Origin of the sequence: Pantoea sp. DY-15 (genome assembly GCF_019795935.1) — a bacterium.
GTDB lineage: Bacteria > Pseudomonadota > Gammaproteobacteria > Enterobacterales > Enterobacteriaceae > Pantoea > Pantoea leporis.
Window position 1 is genome coordinate 205,171 of sequence record NZ_JAIMIF010000001.1, and the last position, 16,235, is coordinate 221,405.

Sequence of the window (16,235 nt, forward strand, 5' to 3'; positions counted from 1 at the left end):
TGTACGGCGGGGCGCCACCTCTGCAAAGTTAGTGGTTGCTGATCCGCTGGTGGCTGTTAAACTACTGCCAAAATAAACAGGGTTTGCGAAGCTGCATTTTCTCCCTTCTCCCTAAATTCCAGTGATTGAATCCACATGAGCTATCAGGTACTTGCGCGAAAATGGCGTCCCCAGGCCTTCGCTGACGTAGTCGGTCAGGAACATGTGCTGACTGCGCTGGCCAACGGGTTGTCACTGGGACGAATCCATCATGCTTATCTCTTTTCTGGCACACGCGGCGTCGGGAAAACCTCGATCGCCCGTCTGCTGGCGAAGGGGCTTAACTGTGAAACCGGCATCACGTCAACGCCGTGCGGGCAATGCGATAACTGCCGCGAAATCGAGCAGGGCCGTTTTGTCGATCTGATTGAGATCGATGCCGCATCACGCACCAAAGTTGAAGATACGCGCGATCTGCTCGATAACGTGCAGTACGCGCCGGCGCGCGGTCGCTTCAAGGTCTATCTGATCGATGAAGTGCACATGCTGTCGCGCCACAGCTTCAACGCGCTGCTTAAAACGCTGGAAGAGCCGCCATCGCACGTTAAATTCCTGCTGGCGACCACCGATCCGCAGAAGCTGCCTGTGACGATTCTGTCCCGCTGCCTGCAATTCCACCTCAAAGCGCTCGACGTGGAGCAAATCCAGCAGCAGCTGGCGCATGTGTTGCAGCAGGAGCAGATTGCTGCCGAACCGCGTGCGCTGCATCTGCTGGCACGCGCCGCTGACGGCAGCATGCGCGATGCGCTGAGCCTGACCGACCAGGCGATTGCCATGGGGCAGGGCAGCGTAACGCGTGACACCGTGGCACAAATGCTCGGCACGCTTGACGATGAACAGCCGCTGGCGCTGATTGAAGCGCTGGTGGATGGCCAGGGCGAACAGGTGATGGCGCTGCTGAATCAGGCCGCGTCGCGTGGGGTTGAGTGGGAAGCGCTGCTGGTCGAGATGCTGCGTTTACTGCACCGCATTGCGATGGTGCAGCTGCTGCCAAGCTCGCTCAGCGAGGACGATCTCAGCCAGGCCGATCGCCTGCGCGAGTTAGCGCGCGTGCTGCCACCGGCTGACGTGCAGCTCTATTACCAAACGTTGTTGATGGGACGTAAAGATCTGCCGCTGGCACCGGATCGGCGCTTAGGCGTAGAGATGACGCTGCTGCGTGCGCTGGCGTTCCATCCGCAGGCAACGATTGCGGAGCCGGTGGCGCGTCCCACCTTGACGCCACAAGCTGCGCCGCAGGTTGCTGCGCCACAAGCCGCAGCGAAAGCCGCGCCCGCACCGGCTGCGCAGCCGCAGATGGCACCGCCAAACCCTGACGCGCCGCCGGTGTCGGATGATTATCCAGACATGCAGCCCGCGCCCGATCCGTTACCTGACTCCACCAGCCAGTTGTTACAGGCGCGAACGCAGTTGCTGCGTCAGGGAGCCGGCAAAGCAAAAAAGAGTGAGCCGGCAGCGCGTTCCGCGCGGCCGGCGAATCCGGCGCTGGAACGTCTCGCTAGCGTCACTGAACGTGTGCAACAACGTGCGTCCGAACCCACGGTAAAAGCCCCGGCCAAACCGGAAGCTTATCGCTGGAAAACGCAGCTGCCGGTGGAGGTTAAAGCGGAGCCGGTGGCGACGCCAAAAGCCTTGCGTTCGGCACTGGAGCATGAGAAAACCCCTGAGCTGGCGCTGCGTCTGGCGGAAGAAGCCCAGCAGCGCGATGCGTGGGCTGCTGAAATCGCCGCGCTGACGCTACCGAAACTGGTGCAGCAAGTGGCGCTCAATGCGTGGAAAGAGGTGGGCGAAGCCGGCGTTACGCTGCATCTGCGCAGCAGTCAGCGCCATCTGAATTCAGCTTCTGCCAGGCAGGCGCTGGCGGAAGCGCTGAGTCAGTCTGCCGGTCAGCCGGTTGAATTGACGATTATTGAAGACGATAATCCTACGGTATTGACGCCACTGGAGTGGCGCCAGGCCATTTATGAAGAGAAGCTGTCGCAGGCGCGACAGTCGATCGAAAGCGATACCCATATTCAGACATTGCGTCGATTCTTCGATGCCGATTTGGATGAAGAGAGTATTCGACCGGTGTGAACATGCTGCCGCGCGTCAACTGCGCGCAGCCCCAGCAGAGAGAGAAAACTATGTTTGGTAAAGGCGGATTGGGCAACCTGATGAAACAGGCCCAGCAGATGCAAGACAAAATGGCCAAAGTGCAGGAAGAGATCGCCGCGATCGAAGTGACCGGTGAATCAGGCGCTGGCTTGGTTAAAGTAACCATCAACGGTGCGCACAACTGCCGTCGTGTTGAAGTCGATCCTAGCTTGCTGGAAGATGACAAAGACATGCTGGAAGATCTGATCGCCGCGGCCTTCAACGATGCGGCACGCCGTATTGACGAAACGCAGAAAGAGAAGATGGCTGCGGTCTCTTCAGGTATGCAGCTGCCGCCTGGCTTCAAGATGCCGTTCTGATGCAAACCAGTCCACTGCTTGAATCTTTGATGGAGTCGTTGCGCTGCCTGCCGGGCGTTGGCCCGAAGTCGGCGCAGCGTATGGCTTTTCAGCTGTTGCAGCGCGATCGTAGCGGTGGCATGCGTCTGGCGCAGGCATTGACCCGCGCCATGTCGGAAATCGGTCACTGCGCCGATTGCCGTACCTTCACCGAACAGGAAATCTGCACCATCTGCGCCAATCCGCGTCGTCAGCAAAACGGCCAGATTTGTGTGGTGGAGAGCCCGGCAGATATCCACGCCATTGAGCAGACCGGCCAGTTTGGCGGCCGCTACTTTGTGCTGATGGGGCACTTGTCACCGCTGGATGGCATTGGTCCACAGGATATCGGCCTGGATCGGCTGGAGCAGCGTCTCGAGCGCGAAACCTTAACCGAAGTGATCCTCGCCACCAATCCCACGGTGGAAGGGGAAGCCACGGCCAACTACATCGCCGAGTTGTGCGGACAATATGGCGTTGATGCCAGCCGCATTGCACACGGTGTGCCGGTCGGTGGTGAGCTGGAAATGGTCGATGGCACCACGCTGTCGCACTCGCTCGCCGGACGCCACAAGATTAATTTCTAATCACTTGCCGATGTCTTCACAGACATCGGCTTGAAATCCTCTCCTTCATCCCCATTTCTCTCTCAACGTATCATCAACCCCGATTCAGTTGAGGTAGCAATGACCATGAAAGGACAAGAGACGCGTGGCTTCCAGTCAGAGGTAAAACAACTTCTGCACCTGATGATCCATTCACTCTATTCAAATAAAGAGATTTTCCTGCGCGAGCTGATTTCCAACGCTTCAGATGCCGCCGACAAACTGCGCTTCCGCGCGCTGTCGACGCCCGATCTGTATGAAGGCGACGGCGACCTGCGCGTACGTATCTCGGTCAATCCGGAAAATCGCACGCTGACGCTCAGCGATAACGGCATCGGTATGCGCCGTGATGAGGTGATTGAGAACCTCGGCACCATCGCTAAATCCGGCACCAAATCCTTCCTCGAATCCATGGGCTCCGACCAGGCGAAAGACAGCCAGCTGATCGGCCAGTTTGGCGTGGGCTTCTACTCTGCGTTCATTGTGGCGGATAAAGTCACCGTGCGCACCCGCGCCGCCGGCGCTAAAGCCGATGAAGCGGTGTTCTGGGAATCTGCTGGCGAAGGCGAATATACGCTGGCAGAGATTGAGAAAGCCGATCGCGGTACCGAAATCACGCTGCACTTCCGTGAAGGCGAAGATGATTTCCTCGATGCGTGGCGCGTGCGTAACGTGATCAGTAAATACTCCGATCACATCGCGCTGCCGGTTGAGATTGAAAGCAAAGACGAAGAGAGCGACACCACCACCTGGGAAAAGATCAACAAAGCCCAGGCGCTGTGGACGCGCAACAAGTCTGAGATCAGCGACGACGAGTACAACGAGTTCTACAAACACATCGCCCACGATTTCAGCGATCCGGCGATCTGGAGCCATAACCGCGTGGAAGGTAAGCAGGAATACACCAGCCTGCTGTATATCCCGGCGCGTGCGCCGTTCGACATGTGGAACCGCGACAGCAAGCACGGCCTGAAACTCTACGTACAGCGCGTGTTCATCATGGACGATGCCGAGCAGTTCATGCCGAACTACCTGCGCTTCGTGCGTGGTTTGATAGATTCCAACGATCTGCCGCTGAACGTATCGCGTGAAATCCTGCAGGACAGCCGTGTGACCCAGAGCCTGCGTGGCGCGCTGACCAAGCGTAGCCTGCAGATGTTAGAGAAGCTGGCGAAAGACGACGCGGAAAAATATCAGCAGTTCTGGAAAGAGTTCGGTCTGGTACTGAAAGAAGGTCCAGCCGAAGACAACGCTAACCAGCAACAGATTGCCAAACTGCTGCGTTTCGCCACCAGCCAGAGCGAAAGCGCAGAGCAGACCGTTTCGCTCGACGATTACGTGACGCGCATGGTGGAAGGTCAGGACAAGATTTACTACATCACCGCCGACAGCTATGCCGCCGCGAAGAGCAGCCCGCATCTGGAACTGTTCCGCAAAAAAGGCATCGAGGTGCTGCTGCTCTCCGATCGTATCGACGAATGGATGATGAGCTACCTCACCGAATTCGACGGCAAAACCTTCCAGTCAGTCAGCAAAGCGGATGATTCGCTGAGCAAACTGGCCGATGAAGAGACCGAAGAGCAGAAAGAAGCAGAGAAGGCGCTGGAGCCATTCGTTGAGCGCGTAAAAACGCTGCTGGGCGAGCGTGTGAAAGAGGTGCGTCTGACGCATCGTCTCACCGACACGCCAGCGATCGTCACCACCGATGCTAACGAAATGACCACGCAGATGGCGAAGCTGTTTGCCGCGGCCGGTCAGGACGTGCCGGACGTGAAGTACATTTTCGAGATCAATCCGGATCATACGCTGGTGAAACGCGTGGCCGATACCCAGGACGAGACGCGCTTTGCCGAGTGGGTTGAGCTGCTGCTGGATCAGGCGCTGCTCGCCGAGCGCGGTACGCTTGACGATCCAAACCAGTTTATCCGTCGCATGAACCAGTTGCTGACGGCGTAATCGCACCAAACCCGAAAGGTCGCCATTCATGGCGACCTTTTTTATATCTGCTGTTAAATCTGCGCCTGATCCCGCAACCAATCGCGAAACAACGTAATCTCTGCATCGTGCTGACGCGAAGTCTTGGTCATCATTAACGTGGCGCGATCGACGCGCACAAAGCCCAACGGTGCGATCAGGGTGCCGTCACTCAATTCCTGACGCACCAGCAAGCGTGGTGCCATAATCACACCCAATCCGTTTCTCGCCGCCTGAATGGCTAACGTCAAATTATCGAAATGCTTGCCGATCCAGTAATTGCCGCGCACGCCGCTGGTTTTCGCCCATTCGGCCCACGCATGCAGCCGCGTATCGGCGTGCAGCAGCGGCAGCGCGGCGAGATCCTGCTCGCTCTGAAAGCGGGCAGCAAACTGCGGGGCGCACAGCGGGCCGATGTAATCATCGCTGATCAAGGTGGCATCAATATCGTCATCCGGCGACTGCTCGGCGCTGAGAATCAGCACATCGGTATGCTCGCTGCGCAGCTGATCGATCTCCACCAGCGGCTGAAACTGCACTTCAATATCGGGATAGCGCTGATAGAAGCTGGCGATGCGCGGAATTAGCCACTGCGAGAGAAAGCTGGGCGCGCAGGAGACGCTGATATGATGGCGCATGCCGGTACGGATGCTTTCGCAAGTGGTGGAGAGCTCGCTAAAGGCTTTCTGACAACTCACCAGCAAACGTTCACCGTGTGAGGTTAATTTGACGCGTCCATTGGTACGCACAAACAGCGGCTTCCCCATCCAGCTCTCCAGCTGTCGAACCTGATGGCTAATGGCGCTATGGGTGACATGCAGACGTTCGGCCGCTACGCTAAAACTGCTGAACAGTGCCGCCTGGTGGAAATAGTGCAGTGCACGTAACGAAGGAAGCACGGTCATACTCGTCCCCTGTGTAAAAACCTAACAGGGATTGTCAGTTTATATCATTTTAATGTCCAGCCGCATTGGCCTAACCTTTCCCCCAGATTCTGGCAGGTTGACGGCTACGGCTCTCTATGTTTTACGCCGACTATCACCGCAGGTTTCACCTCCCACACACAGCATACTAACCAGAGACATACCACGCGATGGCTCCACAACTTGCTTCTGCCAGGGCGGCGGCGGCGCGCGATAAGCTTCGCGGCTCGCTTTCCCGTTATTACCGGCTTGAAAATTTCGATCTCTTCTTCGCACCCTCTTTGCATATCTCGCGAGTGCTGCTTTCCCAGCTGTTTCTCCGTCAGGAGCAATCACGTAATCACACGCGCTATGCCTCGCACTATCCGGTTAGCGAACTGAGCGTGCTGCCCACTTTGCCGATGACGGCGGGCAACATTGCGCTGGTGGATCATGTTGATATGCAGCAAGGTCGCGTGCGTGCGTTGAGCGAATGTCAAAGCCACGGCGTCACCGATGCATCGGAGTCGTTTGCCACGCAGCTACACAAACGGCTGGTGAGCGATGCGCGACTGTTTGTCGCCCGCCTTGATCGCCATGCGGCGTTATGCGGCGATCTGGTGTTAATCGCATTGCGCACCGCCGATTTCAGCACATTGGTGCGCAGCGAGCTGCGGCTGTTTGAGCAAGGATTAGCGCTCGGTGGCGCGCCAGAACAGGCGCTGGCAATGATGAAGGACAATGAATGGCGTCCGTACAATATTGCGATGGTGGAAAAAATCGCGCTCGACTCGCCATTCATCCTGCACTCCATTCAGCAACCGGGTTTACCCTTTGCACTTTTTCCGCTGCCGAAAGGCCTTAATGCCAGTGAATTGCCGCAGGATATTCAGGTGCTGCCCGAACAGGCGCAATTACGCTTGCGCGCCGACGTGCGCGGCGGGGTCAACAAACAGCTGAACGTCACACCCGCACTGAAAAAACGCCTCAAAGACCTACTCATGCTTAGCCGTGATTCCTAAAAACGGGCACTCTGCTGGTATTTGCTGACAAAGCAGGTCAAAGTAGACCTTTCGTGGCGAGCGCGCCCGTTTCCTTGTGGTGCGCGGGCCATAATGGTATGTTCTTCGCCTTCTCAGATTGAACAATGCGATTCGCAAGGGGAATTACGCAATGCGTATTATTCTGCTCGGAGCTCCGGGCGCAGGTAAAGGCACTCAGGCTCAATTCATCATGGAGAAATACGGTATTCCGCAAATCTCCACCGGTGACATGTTACGTGCGGCAGTCAAAGCAGGTACGGAACTGGGCCAACAGGCAAAAGCGATCATGGATGCCGGTAAACTGGTGACTGACGAGCTGGTGATTGCGCTGGTTAAAGAGCGTATCGCGCAGGAAGACTGCAAAAACGGTTTCCTGCTCGATGGCTTCCCACGCACTATCCCGCAGGCTGACGCGATGAAAGAAGCGGGCATCAAGGTTGACTACGTGCTGGAGTTCGCTGTACCGGACGAGCTGATTGTGGATCGTATTGTTGGCCGCCGCGTACACACGCCATCGGGCCGCGTTTATCACGTCACTTACAATCCACCGAAAGTGGAAGGTAAAGATGACCTGACCGGCGAAGAGCTGACCACGCGTAAAGATGACCAGGAAGAGACCGTGCGTAAGCGTCTGGTGGAATACCATCAGCTGACCGCGCCGCTGATTGCCTACTACGGCAAAGAAGCGCAAGACGGCAACACCGAATATCACAAAATCGACGGCACGCGTCCTGTCGCCGAAGTGAGCACGCAATTGGCCACTATTCTCGGTTAATGCGTTGATGGGGCCGGTTGTCCGGCCCTTTTGCAGCAATTGCTTTCCCCTCCTTCAATTTCCGCTACAATTTCCCCCTGATTTTGCATTCGACCCATTCGTTTCGACATCAAGGAAATACCATGAGGCAAGAAAAGCCCGGGGTTTTGCTGGTTAACTTAGGCACACCAGACGCACCCACAACACCTGCGGTTAAACGCTATCTGAAACAATTCCTCGGCGATCCACGAGTGGTTGATACACCGCGCTTGCTGTGGTGGCCGATTCTCAATTTCATCATCGTGCCTTTTCGCTCGCCACGCGTATCGAAACTGTATGCTTCCGTATGGATGGATGAAGGTTCACCGCTGATGGTGTTCAGCAAGCGTCAGCGTGAAGCATTGGCGCAGCGCCTCGATATGCCGATTGAACTGGGCATGAGCTACGGCCAGCCAAGCCTCGACAGCGCTCTGAAACGCTTGCTGGATCAGGGCGTGACTAAACTCATCGTGCTGCCGCTCTATCCGCAGTTCTCCTGCTCGACGGTTGCCGCAGTATGGGATGGCTTAGCCACCAGCTTTAAACCACTGCGCTCGCTGCCGGAAGTGGCGTTTATCCGTGATTACGCGGAGCATCCGGCTTACATCGCCGCGCTGAAAGCCTCGGTTGAGCGCTCGTTTGCGCTGCATGGCGAACCGGATCTGCTGGTACTGTCCTATCACGGCATTCCGCAGCGTTTCGCCAATGAAGGCGATGATTATCCGCTGCGCTGCAAAGACACCACCGATGCGCTGGCCGCGGCGTTGGGCATTGCGCCGCACAAGATCATGATGACCTTCCAGTCACGCTTTGGTCGCGAGCCGTGGCTGACGCCGTACACCGATGAAACCATGAAGAGCTTGCCGGCGAAAGGCATCAAGCATGTGCAGGTGATGAGTCCGGGCTTTGCGGCGGATTGCCTTGAAACGCTGGAGGAGATCAGCGGTGAGAACTGCGAGATCTTCCTGCATGCCGGCGGCGAAAAGTTCGAGTACATTCCTGCGCTCAACGCCGATGCGGAGCACATTGAAATGATGGTGCAGCTGGTCAACGCGCGCCGTTAAGGGTGTGGCAGAGAGTGTGATATCATTCTCTGCCTGATTTTCCCTGACGGCACTCTCGATGAAATTTCCCGGCAAACGCAAATCCAAACACTATTTCCCCGTCAACGCGCGCGATCCGCTGCTGCAAGCCACGCAGCAAGAGCAGGAAGAGGGCAGTTGGGTGGTGGGTATCGACCAGACGCTGGTGGATATTGAAGCCAAAGTCGACGACGACTTTCTGCAGCGTTACGGTTTAAGCGCCGGTCACTCGCTGGTGATCGACGATGCTACCGCCGAGGCGCTCTACAACGAACTGATGCGCGAAGCGCTCATCAGCCATCAATTTGCCGGTGGCACCATCGGAAACACCCTGCATAACTACTCGGTGCTGGCGGATGACCGCTCGGTACTGCTCGGCGTGATGTGCAATAACATCCAGATCGGCGGCTACGCCTATCGTTACCTGTGCAACACCTCCAGCCGCATGGATCTGAACTTCCTGCAGGGCGTTGATGGCGCGATTGGCCGCTGCTTCACGCTGATTGGCGAGCAGGGCGAACGTACCTTCGCCATCAGCCCCGGCTTGATGAACCAGCTGCAGGCCAACAGCATTCCGGAAGAGGTGATTGCGGGCGCATCCGCGCTGGTGCTGACTTCCTATCTGGTGCGTTGCCAGCCGGGCGAACCGATGCCGGAAGCCACCTTGCGTGCCATCGAATACGCTAAAAAACACAACGTGCCGGTGGTATTGACGCTCGGCACCAAATATGTGATTCAGGATAACCCGCAGTTCTGGCGCGATTTCCTGCGCGATCACGTCTCGATTGTGGCGATGAACGAAGAAGAAGCCTTTGCCTTAACCGGCGAGCAGGATCCGCTGCTGGCGTCGAATATGGCGCTGGATTGGGTGGATTTGGTGCTGTGCACCGCCGGGCCAACCGGTTTGTACATGGCCGGTTTCACCGAAGAAGAGTACAAGCGCAAAACCAACCATCCGCTGCTGCCGGGCGCGCTGGCCGAGTTCAACCAATATGAATTCAGCCGCGCGATGCGCCACAAGGATTGCGATCAGCCGCTGCGCATCTTCTCGCATATCGCGCCATATATGGGCGGGCCAGAGAAGATCATGAACACCAACGGCGCGGGCGATGGTGCGCTGGCGGCGCTGCTGCATGACATCACCGCCAACAACTTCCACCGTCAAAAAGTGCCTAACTCCAGCAAACACGGCCGCGCCTACCTGACCTATTCGTCACTGGCACAGGTGTGTAAATACGCTAACCGGGTGAGTTATCAGGTGCTGAACCAGCATTCACCGCGTCTGACGCGCGGCCTGCCGGAGCGGGAAGACAGTTTAGAAGAGTCATACTGGGACAGATAAAACGTAGGGTCGCCATTTATGGCGACCTTCCCAATGACCGCACTCACTTAAATCGGGCACTCACGCACAATCGGGTTCTGCGCAATCTCTTCTTCCAGCACATGCAACATGCTGTTAGCGATCTCACGTTCGCCCATCACCACGCGATTCGCGCCGCGCTCCATTATGTAGGTCACTTCATCGTCATAATGCGCACGGGCAATTATCTCAATGTCCGGACGCTTCTCGCGCGCTGCCGTCACGACTTCACCGGCTTCGTAACCATTCGGAATGGTCAGCAGCAGCCAGCGGGCACAGTCGAGGCGCGCCAGCTCCATGGTATCCACGCGTGCCGCATTGCCCAGCACCGCTTTGATCCCTTGCTCGCGCAGCGCTTCAACGCGCGGACGGGAGTTCTCCACCACCACCAGCGGCACATCCGCTTCCATCAGCTTTTGCCCCAGCAGGCTGCCGACGCGGCCATAACCTACTAAAACCGCGTGATTGCAGATATCCACCGGAATCTGCTTCTCTTCTTCGATTGCTTCTTCCAGCGTCTGCTCTTCTATGGTCTCGGTTTTGTCGAGGTAGCGTTCCAGCACGCTAAACAGAATCGGGTTAAGCATGATGGAGAGAATCGCCGCCGCCAGCACCAGATTGCGGCCTTCCTCGCTCAGCATGCCGAGCGAGATGCCGAGGCCGGCGAGAATAAAGGCGAATTCACCAATCTGCGCCAGGCTCACCGAAATGGTCATAGCGGTGCGACGTGAATGACCCAGCAGCGTTACCAGCAGCCAAGCAGCAATGGATTTGCCCAGCACGATAATCGCCAGCGCGCCAAGCACCGCCAGCGGCTGCTCAATCAGGATCATCGGGTCAAACAGCATGCCGACGGACACAAAGAACAGGACGGCGAACGCATCCCGCAGCGGCAAGGTATCGTGCGCCGCGCGGTGGCTCAGTTCAGATTCGTTCAGCACCATGCCGGCAAAGAAGGCGCCGAGGGCGAAGGAGACATCAAAGAATTCGACGGCGCCAAAGGCGATACCGAGCGCCAGCGCTAACACCGCAAGGGTAAACAGCTCACGCGAACCGGTCGCGGCACTTTTTGCCAGAATCCACGGCACCACGCGACGGCCCACCACCATCATCAGCACCATAAAGGCGACGACTTTACCGATGGTCAGCAGCAGATCCCATAACAGCAGCGTTGGGCTGGCGTTGCCCTGTTCCAGCATGCCGGCGATGGCTGGCAGCAGCACCAGCGTCAGCACCATCACCAAATCTTCCACGATCAACCAGCCAATGGCGATTTGCCCGCGCTGGCTATCAATCAGCTGACGCTCTTCCAGCGCGCGCAGCAGCACCACGGTGCTGGCGGTGGAAAGACACAACCCAAATACCAGGCCGGTCATCCACGACCAGCCCATTGTCCATGAAAGTCCCATTCCCAGCAGCGTCGCCACGGCGATTTGCGCGATGGCGCCAGGAATGGCGATGGACTTTACCGACATCAAATCCTTCAGCGAGAAGTGCAAACCGACGCCGAACATCAGCAGAATAACGCCGAGTTCAGCCAGTTCAGGGGCAAGGTTGGTATCCGCGACAAAGCCTGGCGTGAAGGGGCCGGCCAGGACGCCAGCCAGAAGATAACCGACTAACGGTGAGATGCGCAGGCGGTTTGCCAGCATACCAAGGAGAAATGCGAGGACCAGTCCCCCGACAATGGTAGTGATCAACGGTGTGGTGTGATGCATGCCTGTCTCCTTGTGTGCAAATGTATCCGCTTGTAACAACCTAGTGTAATGCACAATCACTCACCGCGTTTAAACATTTGAGCGGTTAAAGCCCACTAAATTGAAAAAATGAGACTAAAACGCAGCTGAAGCTCCATTTTCGTCAGTTATCTCACGATATCGGCTGGAAATACGCAGAATGAAGGGTGGTGCGGAAAAAATAGTTGCAGGGGGAAATTGGCTTCGCAGCAGGGGTTGTTACGGTTAAAGCGGTCCTAAGTCGATAAAGTCACCGCCAGGTGTAGAATTGGGTTGTCAGTCCCAGCGAGAAGCGAATTTAAAAATGCTGGTCGTCACGCTGTGCCATGATGCAATGCGTGTTTCATCTTGAGTTAGCCAGCCATCTGTGCGACACAGAAGGGCGATAACGCACATTAAGTCCACCGCTAAGTGGAAAAACGCAGAATAAGGAGATCGACTTTGTTTTTATCACCGCGAAAAGGGCGCTGGCTGGCGCTGACAGTGTTACTGCTGCCGATGCTGGCGCAGGCGTGGCAAACGGATCGCAGTTATCGTTTCAGCATTCTGCACACCAACGATCATCACGGTCGTTACTGGCCGAACGCACAAGGCGAATATGGCCTTGCGGCACAGAAAACGCTGATGGATCAACAGCGCTACGATGTGCAGGCCAAAGGTGGCGGCGCGCTGATCCTGTCGGCGGGCGATGTGAATACCGGCGTGCCAGAGTCAGACATGCTGGATGCTGAACCCGACATTCGCGGCATGAACCTGGTGGGCTATGACGCCATGGCGCTGGGCAACCACGAATTCGACAAACCGCTTAGCGTGCTGCAACAGCAGCAGAAGTGGGCCAAATTTCCGTTCCTTTCGGCCAACATCTATCAAAAAGGCACCGACACGCGCTTATTTAAGCCGTGGGCAACCTTTAACCGCATGGGGCTGAAGATTGCGGTGATCGGCCTGACCACCACCGACACGCTGCGCATCGCCAATCCGGAAAACATTGCGACGATTGATATTCGCGATCCGGTGAAAGAGACCGAAAAAGCGGTAGCGGAACTACGCGCCAGCGAAAAGCCTGATGTCATCATCGCGCTGACACACATGGGCCACTACGACGACGGTCAGCACGGCAGCAATGCGCCGGGCGACGTGGAGCTGGCGCGCAGCCTGCCGCCGGGGACCATCAACGTGATCATTGGCGGCCATTCGCAGGATGCGGTGTGCATGGAGAAAGAGAACGTCAGCGTAAAAGATTATCAGCCAGGCCAGCCCTGCCAGCCGGATCGGCAAAACGGCGTGTGGATCATGCAGGCAAAAGAGTGGGGCAAATTTGTTGGGCGCGGCGACTTCACCTTCCGCAATGGTGAGCTGACGCTGGAGAATTACCAGCTGATCCCGGTCAACCTCAAGCATAAAGTAAAGAATCTTGATGGCAGCGAATCCTGGCTTACCTGGCAGGAAGAGATCCCGAAAAACAGCGCGATGATGAAGCTGTTAACGCCGTATCAACTGCGTGCTGGCAAGAAACTGGATGTCAAAGTCGGCAGCAGCGACGGCGTGTTTGTCGGTGAGCGCGACAAGGTACGCTTTGAGCAGACCAATCTTGGGCAGCTAATTTTGCGCGCCCAAATGGCGGCGACCAAAGCGGACTTTGCGGTGATGAGCGGCGGTGGCATTCGCACTTCGCTGGCGCCAGGCAATCTCAGCTGGCGCGATTTGTTGCAGGTGCAGCCGTTTGGCAATCAGGTGGTGTCGGTGACGCTGAAGGGTAATGAAGTGCTGAATTATCTGGCGACGGTTGCCAATATTAAAGTGGATTCCGGCGGCTTCGCGCAGTTCAGCAACATCAGCCTGGTGGCGGATGGTAAAGGCGTCAGCGACGTGAAGATTAATGGCGAACCGCTGCAAAAGGATAAAACCTACCGCATGGCGACTAACAGCTTTAACGCCAGCGGCGGCGATGGTTATCCGAACATTGAAACCCATGCTGGCTTCAGCAACAGCGGGCAGCGCGATGCGGATGTGCTGCGTGATTATGTCAGCCAGCATTCACCGCTGAAGGTAGCGGATTATCAACCTGGCGGGATTGTGCATCTGACGGCAGCACAAATTGAAGAGCGCAACAAAGCGCTGGAGAAGCAACGCAAACCAAGCTACCCGCAAATGATTCTGGCGTGGATCTGGCCGCGCGCCGCACAACATTGAACTCTGCGCTCGTAGGTCGCCATTTATGGCGACCACTTTTTATATGCACATCAGGCCCGACAGGATTTCTGCGTCACCCAACGGTGGCGCAACTTATCCCACATCCAGTTGTAAACCATGGTATAGGGCAGGAAGAACAGGAAGAACGCCACTTCCAGCACAAAGGCTTCCAGCAGCGAAATATTCAGCATCCAGGCGGCAATCGGCAAGCCAATCAGGATAAAACCGCCTTCAAAGCCCAGCGCATGCATGGCGCGTAAACCGAATCCGCGTTTCACCTGCGGCGGCCAGATGCGGTCAAAGCCGGTGTTATAGATCATGTTCCACAGCATGGCGACGGTTGACAGCATAATCGCCAGCGCGCCCATCTGAAACAGCGGTTTCTCCATGATCCAGGCAGCCAGCGGCGCAACAGTGATAAGTGCTAACCCTTCAAAGCCTGCGGCATGACAAAAACGTTCTTTCAGCGAACGGGTACGCATATAAACCTCCTTATTGGTGATAACCCCTATTTTCGCACTGGGTGATGCTAAGATAAAATGATCACCTATCGATAAAAGCGATGGTTCAACATGAAATATTCCCCGGAATCCCTTGAGGCGTTTGTGCAAACCGTAGCCAGCGGATCCTTTTCGGCGGCGGCTCGCGCGTTGTCTAAAAGCCAGTCCACCATCAGTAACGCGATCGCTAATCTGGAAGACGATCTGGGTTTCACGCTGTTTGATCGCAGCGGACGTAATCCGATATTGACCGAGCATGGCCAGCGCGCGTTTGCGCAGGTGCAGCAGATTCTGGCCGCCAGCCAGCGGCTGGATGAGCTGGCAGTGCGCTTATCGCAGGGCGTAGAACCGCGCCTTAGCCTGGCGATCTCCGATTTTTGGCAAGCGGATCACCATGAAAATCTGCTTAACCGGTTTGAGGTGCGTTATCCAGATATCGATTTTGAGTGCATGATCGCCGAGGATGCTGATGCATTAGATTTGATACAAGCCGGGCGCGTGCACCTTGGCGTGGTGCGGGCGCAGCCACAATTGCCACCGGATTTGGCGGTGGCACGCTTGCAAGTGGGGGCGCAGATGGCGATTTACCTTCATCAGGATCATGCGCTGTCGCAGGCTCAGCAGGTGAGTGAAGGGCAGTTAGGTGAGTTGCGGCATCTGCGACTCAATACCTGGGTACAAAATCGCGATCCCTTGCCCGCCGGACGCGTGTGGTCGGCGCCATCTTATTTATTGCTGTTAGAGATGGCGGAGCAGGGTTTTGGCTGGAGTATATTACCGCGCTGGCTGGTGGAGCAGTTTGGTCATCAGGTGCTGAAGGAGTTGCCGGTGCCGGGCTGGCCGCAGCATATCGCGGTTGATGTGGTGTGGTCGCGGCGTAATCCGCCGGGACCGGCCGGGCGCTGGATGATCGATCAACTCTGCGCCCAGCAGCCCGACTAATCGCGCCGTGCGACGTCGGCCAGCGGCGCATCCAGCAGGCGAGACAAATCTTGCGCGGCCAGCTCGATATCCAGCCCGCGTTTGCCGCCGGAGATAAAGATGGTGGCAAACTCCGCTGCCTGCCGATCGATCACCGTTGGCAGACGTTTTTTCTGTCCCAGTGGGCTAATGCCGCCTACCAGATAACCGGTCACGCGCTGTGCCAGCTGCGGATCGGCCATATCCGCTTTCTTGGCGCCTAGCGCTTTGGCGACCTTTTTTAGATCCAATTGGGTTGAGACCGGCGTTACCGCAACCGCCAGCGCTTTAGCATCGCCGTTGAGCGATACCAGCAAGGTTTTGAACACCTGGCGCGCATCCAGATTAAGCTTACGCACCGCTTCGTCGCCAAAATTGGTTTCGTGGCTATCGTGGTCGTAGGGATGCAGGGTAAAGGTGACTTTTTGTTTTTCCAGAAGTTTTACCGCGGGCGTCATGATCGGTCCTTGTTAGGAAAATTCTTATTTCAGTTTTGATGGAAAAACAGTGGCGAAATTCTGAACTTTGCGCGAGAATTGGCCCGCGCCAGCAAGAGATTGTTGGTGATAACCAA

The 16,235-nt window shown here is 56.6% G+C and carries 14 protein-coding genes and 1 other annotated feature; of the genes, 10 read left to right on the forward strand and 4 right to left on the reverse strand.

All coding sequences use genetic code 11. The features are described from left to right. Nucleotides 1–135 precede the first annotated feature (135 nt). The 4 genes from dnaX to htpG all read left to right on the forward strand — a co-directional run bounded on the left by dnaX (nucleotide 136) and on the right by htpG (nucleotide 5,074). The gene (dnaX, locus tag K5Y32_RS01010; protein WP_192236697.1) at nucleotides 136–2,115 is read left to right on the forward strand and encodes a DNA polymerase III subunit gamma/tau; all 1,980 of its coding nucleotides are present in this window, start codon (nucleotides 136–138) and stop codon (nucleotides 2,113–2,115) included. Continuing rightward, nucleotides 1,457–1,518 (forward strand) — a sequence feature (DnaX frameshifting element). Its footprint overlaps the gene before it by 62 nt. A 50-nt stretch (nucleotides 2,116–2,165) precedes the next feature. After that, nucleotides 2,166–2,495 (forward strand): YbaB/EbfC family nucleoid-associated protein, encoded by a 330-nt coding sequence (locus tag K5Y32_RS01015; RefSeq protein ID WP_008103874.1) that lies wholly within the window; start codon nucleotides 2,166–2,168, stop codon nucleotides 2,493–2,495. Then, nucleotides 2,495–3,100, forward strand: coding sequence for a recombination mediator RecR (gene recR, locus K5Y32_RS01020; protein ID WP_008103873.1), 606 nt, complete (start codon nucleotides 2,495–2,497; stop codon nucleotides 3,098–3,100). The genes K5Y32_RS01015 and recR overlap by 1 nt, the downstream gene beginning before the upstream one ends. 99 nt (nucleotides 3,101–3,199) lie before the next feature. Beyond that, nucleotides 3,200–5,074 (forward strand): molecular chaperone HtpG, encoded by a 1,875-nt coding sequence (gene htpG / locus K5Y32_RS01025; RefSeq protein ID WP_101762396.1) that lies wholly within the window; start codon nucleotides 3,200–3,202, stop codon nucleotides 5,072–5,074. Between the two features lie 53 nt (nucleotides 5,075–5,127). Here htpG and K5Y32_RS01030 read toward each other — a convergent pair whose 3' ends face one another. Then, nucleotides 5,128–5,997 carry a LysR substrate-binding domain-containing protein gene (locus K5Y32_RS01030; protein WP_222181566.1) on the reverse strand — a complete coding sequence of 290 codons (870 nt, stop codon included), beginning with the start codon at nucleotides 5,995–5,997 and terminating at the stop codon, nucleotides 5,128–5,130. Nucleotides 5,998–6,185: 188 nt separating this feature from the next. Here K5Y32_RS01030 and K5Y32_RS01035 point away from each other — a divergent pair, with 188 nt between their 5' ends. From K5Y32_RS01035 to K5Y32_RS01050, 4 genes are all read left to right on the forward strand, one after another. Then, nucleotides 6,186–7,016 carry a DUF6024 family protein gene (locus K5Y32_RS01035; protein WP_222181567.1) on the forward strand — a complete coding sequence of 277 codons (831 nt, stop codon included), beginning with the start codon at nucleotides 6,186–6,188 and terminating at the stop codon, nucleotides 7,014–7,016. Between the two features lie 151 nt (nucleotides 7,017–7,167). Next, on the forward strand, nucleotides 7,168–7,812 hold the full coding sequence (gene adk / locus K5Y32_RS01040) for an adenylate kinase (RefSeq protein WP_008103865.1): 645 nt from the start codon (nucleotides 7,168–7,170) through the stop codon (nucleotides 7,810–7,812). Nucleotides 7,813–7,934: 122 nt separating this feature from the next. Next, entirely contained in the window at nucleotides 7,935–8,894 is a 960-nt protein-coding gene (gene hemH / locus K5Y32_RS01045) for a ferrochelatase (protein WP_222181568.1), read from the forward strand. A 58-nt stretch (nucleotides 8,895–8,952) separates the two neighbouring features. After that, on the forward strand, nucleotides 8,953–10,254 hold the full coding sequence (locus K5Y32_RS01050) for an inosine/guanosine kinase (protein ID WP_222181569.1): 1,302 nt from the start codon (nucleotides 8,953–8,955) through the stop codon (nucleotides 10,252–10,254). Nucleotides 10,255–10,301: 47 nt separating this feature from the next. Here the strand turns inward: K5Y32_RS01050 and ybaL are convergent, their stop codons facing one another. Next, on the reverse strand, nucleotides 10,302–11,990 hold the full coding sequence (gene ybaL / locus K5Y32_RS01055; protein ID WP_101762391.1) for a YbaL family putative K(+) efflux transporter: 1,689 nt from the start codon (nucleotides 11,988–11,990) through the stop codon (nucleotides 10,302–10,304). A gap of 459 nt (nucleotides 11,991–12,449) precedes the next feature. Between ybaL and ushA the strand changes: the two genes are divergently transcribed. Next, complete coding sequence (gene ushA / locus K5Y32_RS01060) at nucleotides 12,450–14,201, forward strand: bifunctional UDP-sugar hydrolase/5'-nucleotidase UshA (protein ID WP_222181570.1); 1,752 nt, start codon at nucleotides 12,450–12,452, stop codon at nucleotides 14,199–14,201. Nucleotides 14,202–14,251: 50 nt separating this feature from the next. On the opposite strand, the gene K5Y32_RS01065 is transcribed toward ushA, so the two are convergent. Continuing rightward, on the reverse strand, nucleotides 14,252–14,683 hold the full coding sequence (locus K5Y32_RS01065; protein WP_192236693.1) for a multidrug/biocide efflux PACE transporter: 432 nt from the start codon (nucleotides 14,681–14,683) through the stop codon (nucleotides 14,252–14,254). A gap of 90 nt (nucleotides 14,684–14,773) precedes the next feature. Here K5Y32_RS01065 and K5Y32_RS01070 point away from each other — a divergent pair, with 90 nt between their 5' ends. Next, nucleotides 14,774–15,643 (forward strand): LysR family transcriptional regulator, encoded by an 870-nt coding sequence (locus tag K5Y32_RS01070; RefSeq protein WP_110865658.1) that lies wholly within the window; start codon nucleotides 14,774–14,776, stop codon nucleotides 15,641–15,643. Here K5Y32_RS01070 and ybaK read toward each other — a convergent pair. Beyond that, nucleotides 15,640–16,119, reverse strand: coding sequence for a Cys-tRNA(Pro)/Cys-tRNA(Cys) deacylase YbaK (gene ybaK / locus K5Y32_RS01075; protein ID WP_137385298.1), 480 nt, complete (start codon nucleotides 16,117–16,119; stop codon nucleotides 15,640–15,642). The two genes, K5Y32_RS01070 and ybaK, sit on opposite strands and share 4 nt — an antisense overlap. Nucleotides 16,120–16,235 lie beyond the last annotated feature (116 nt).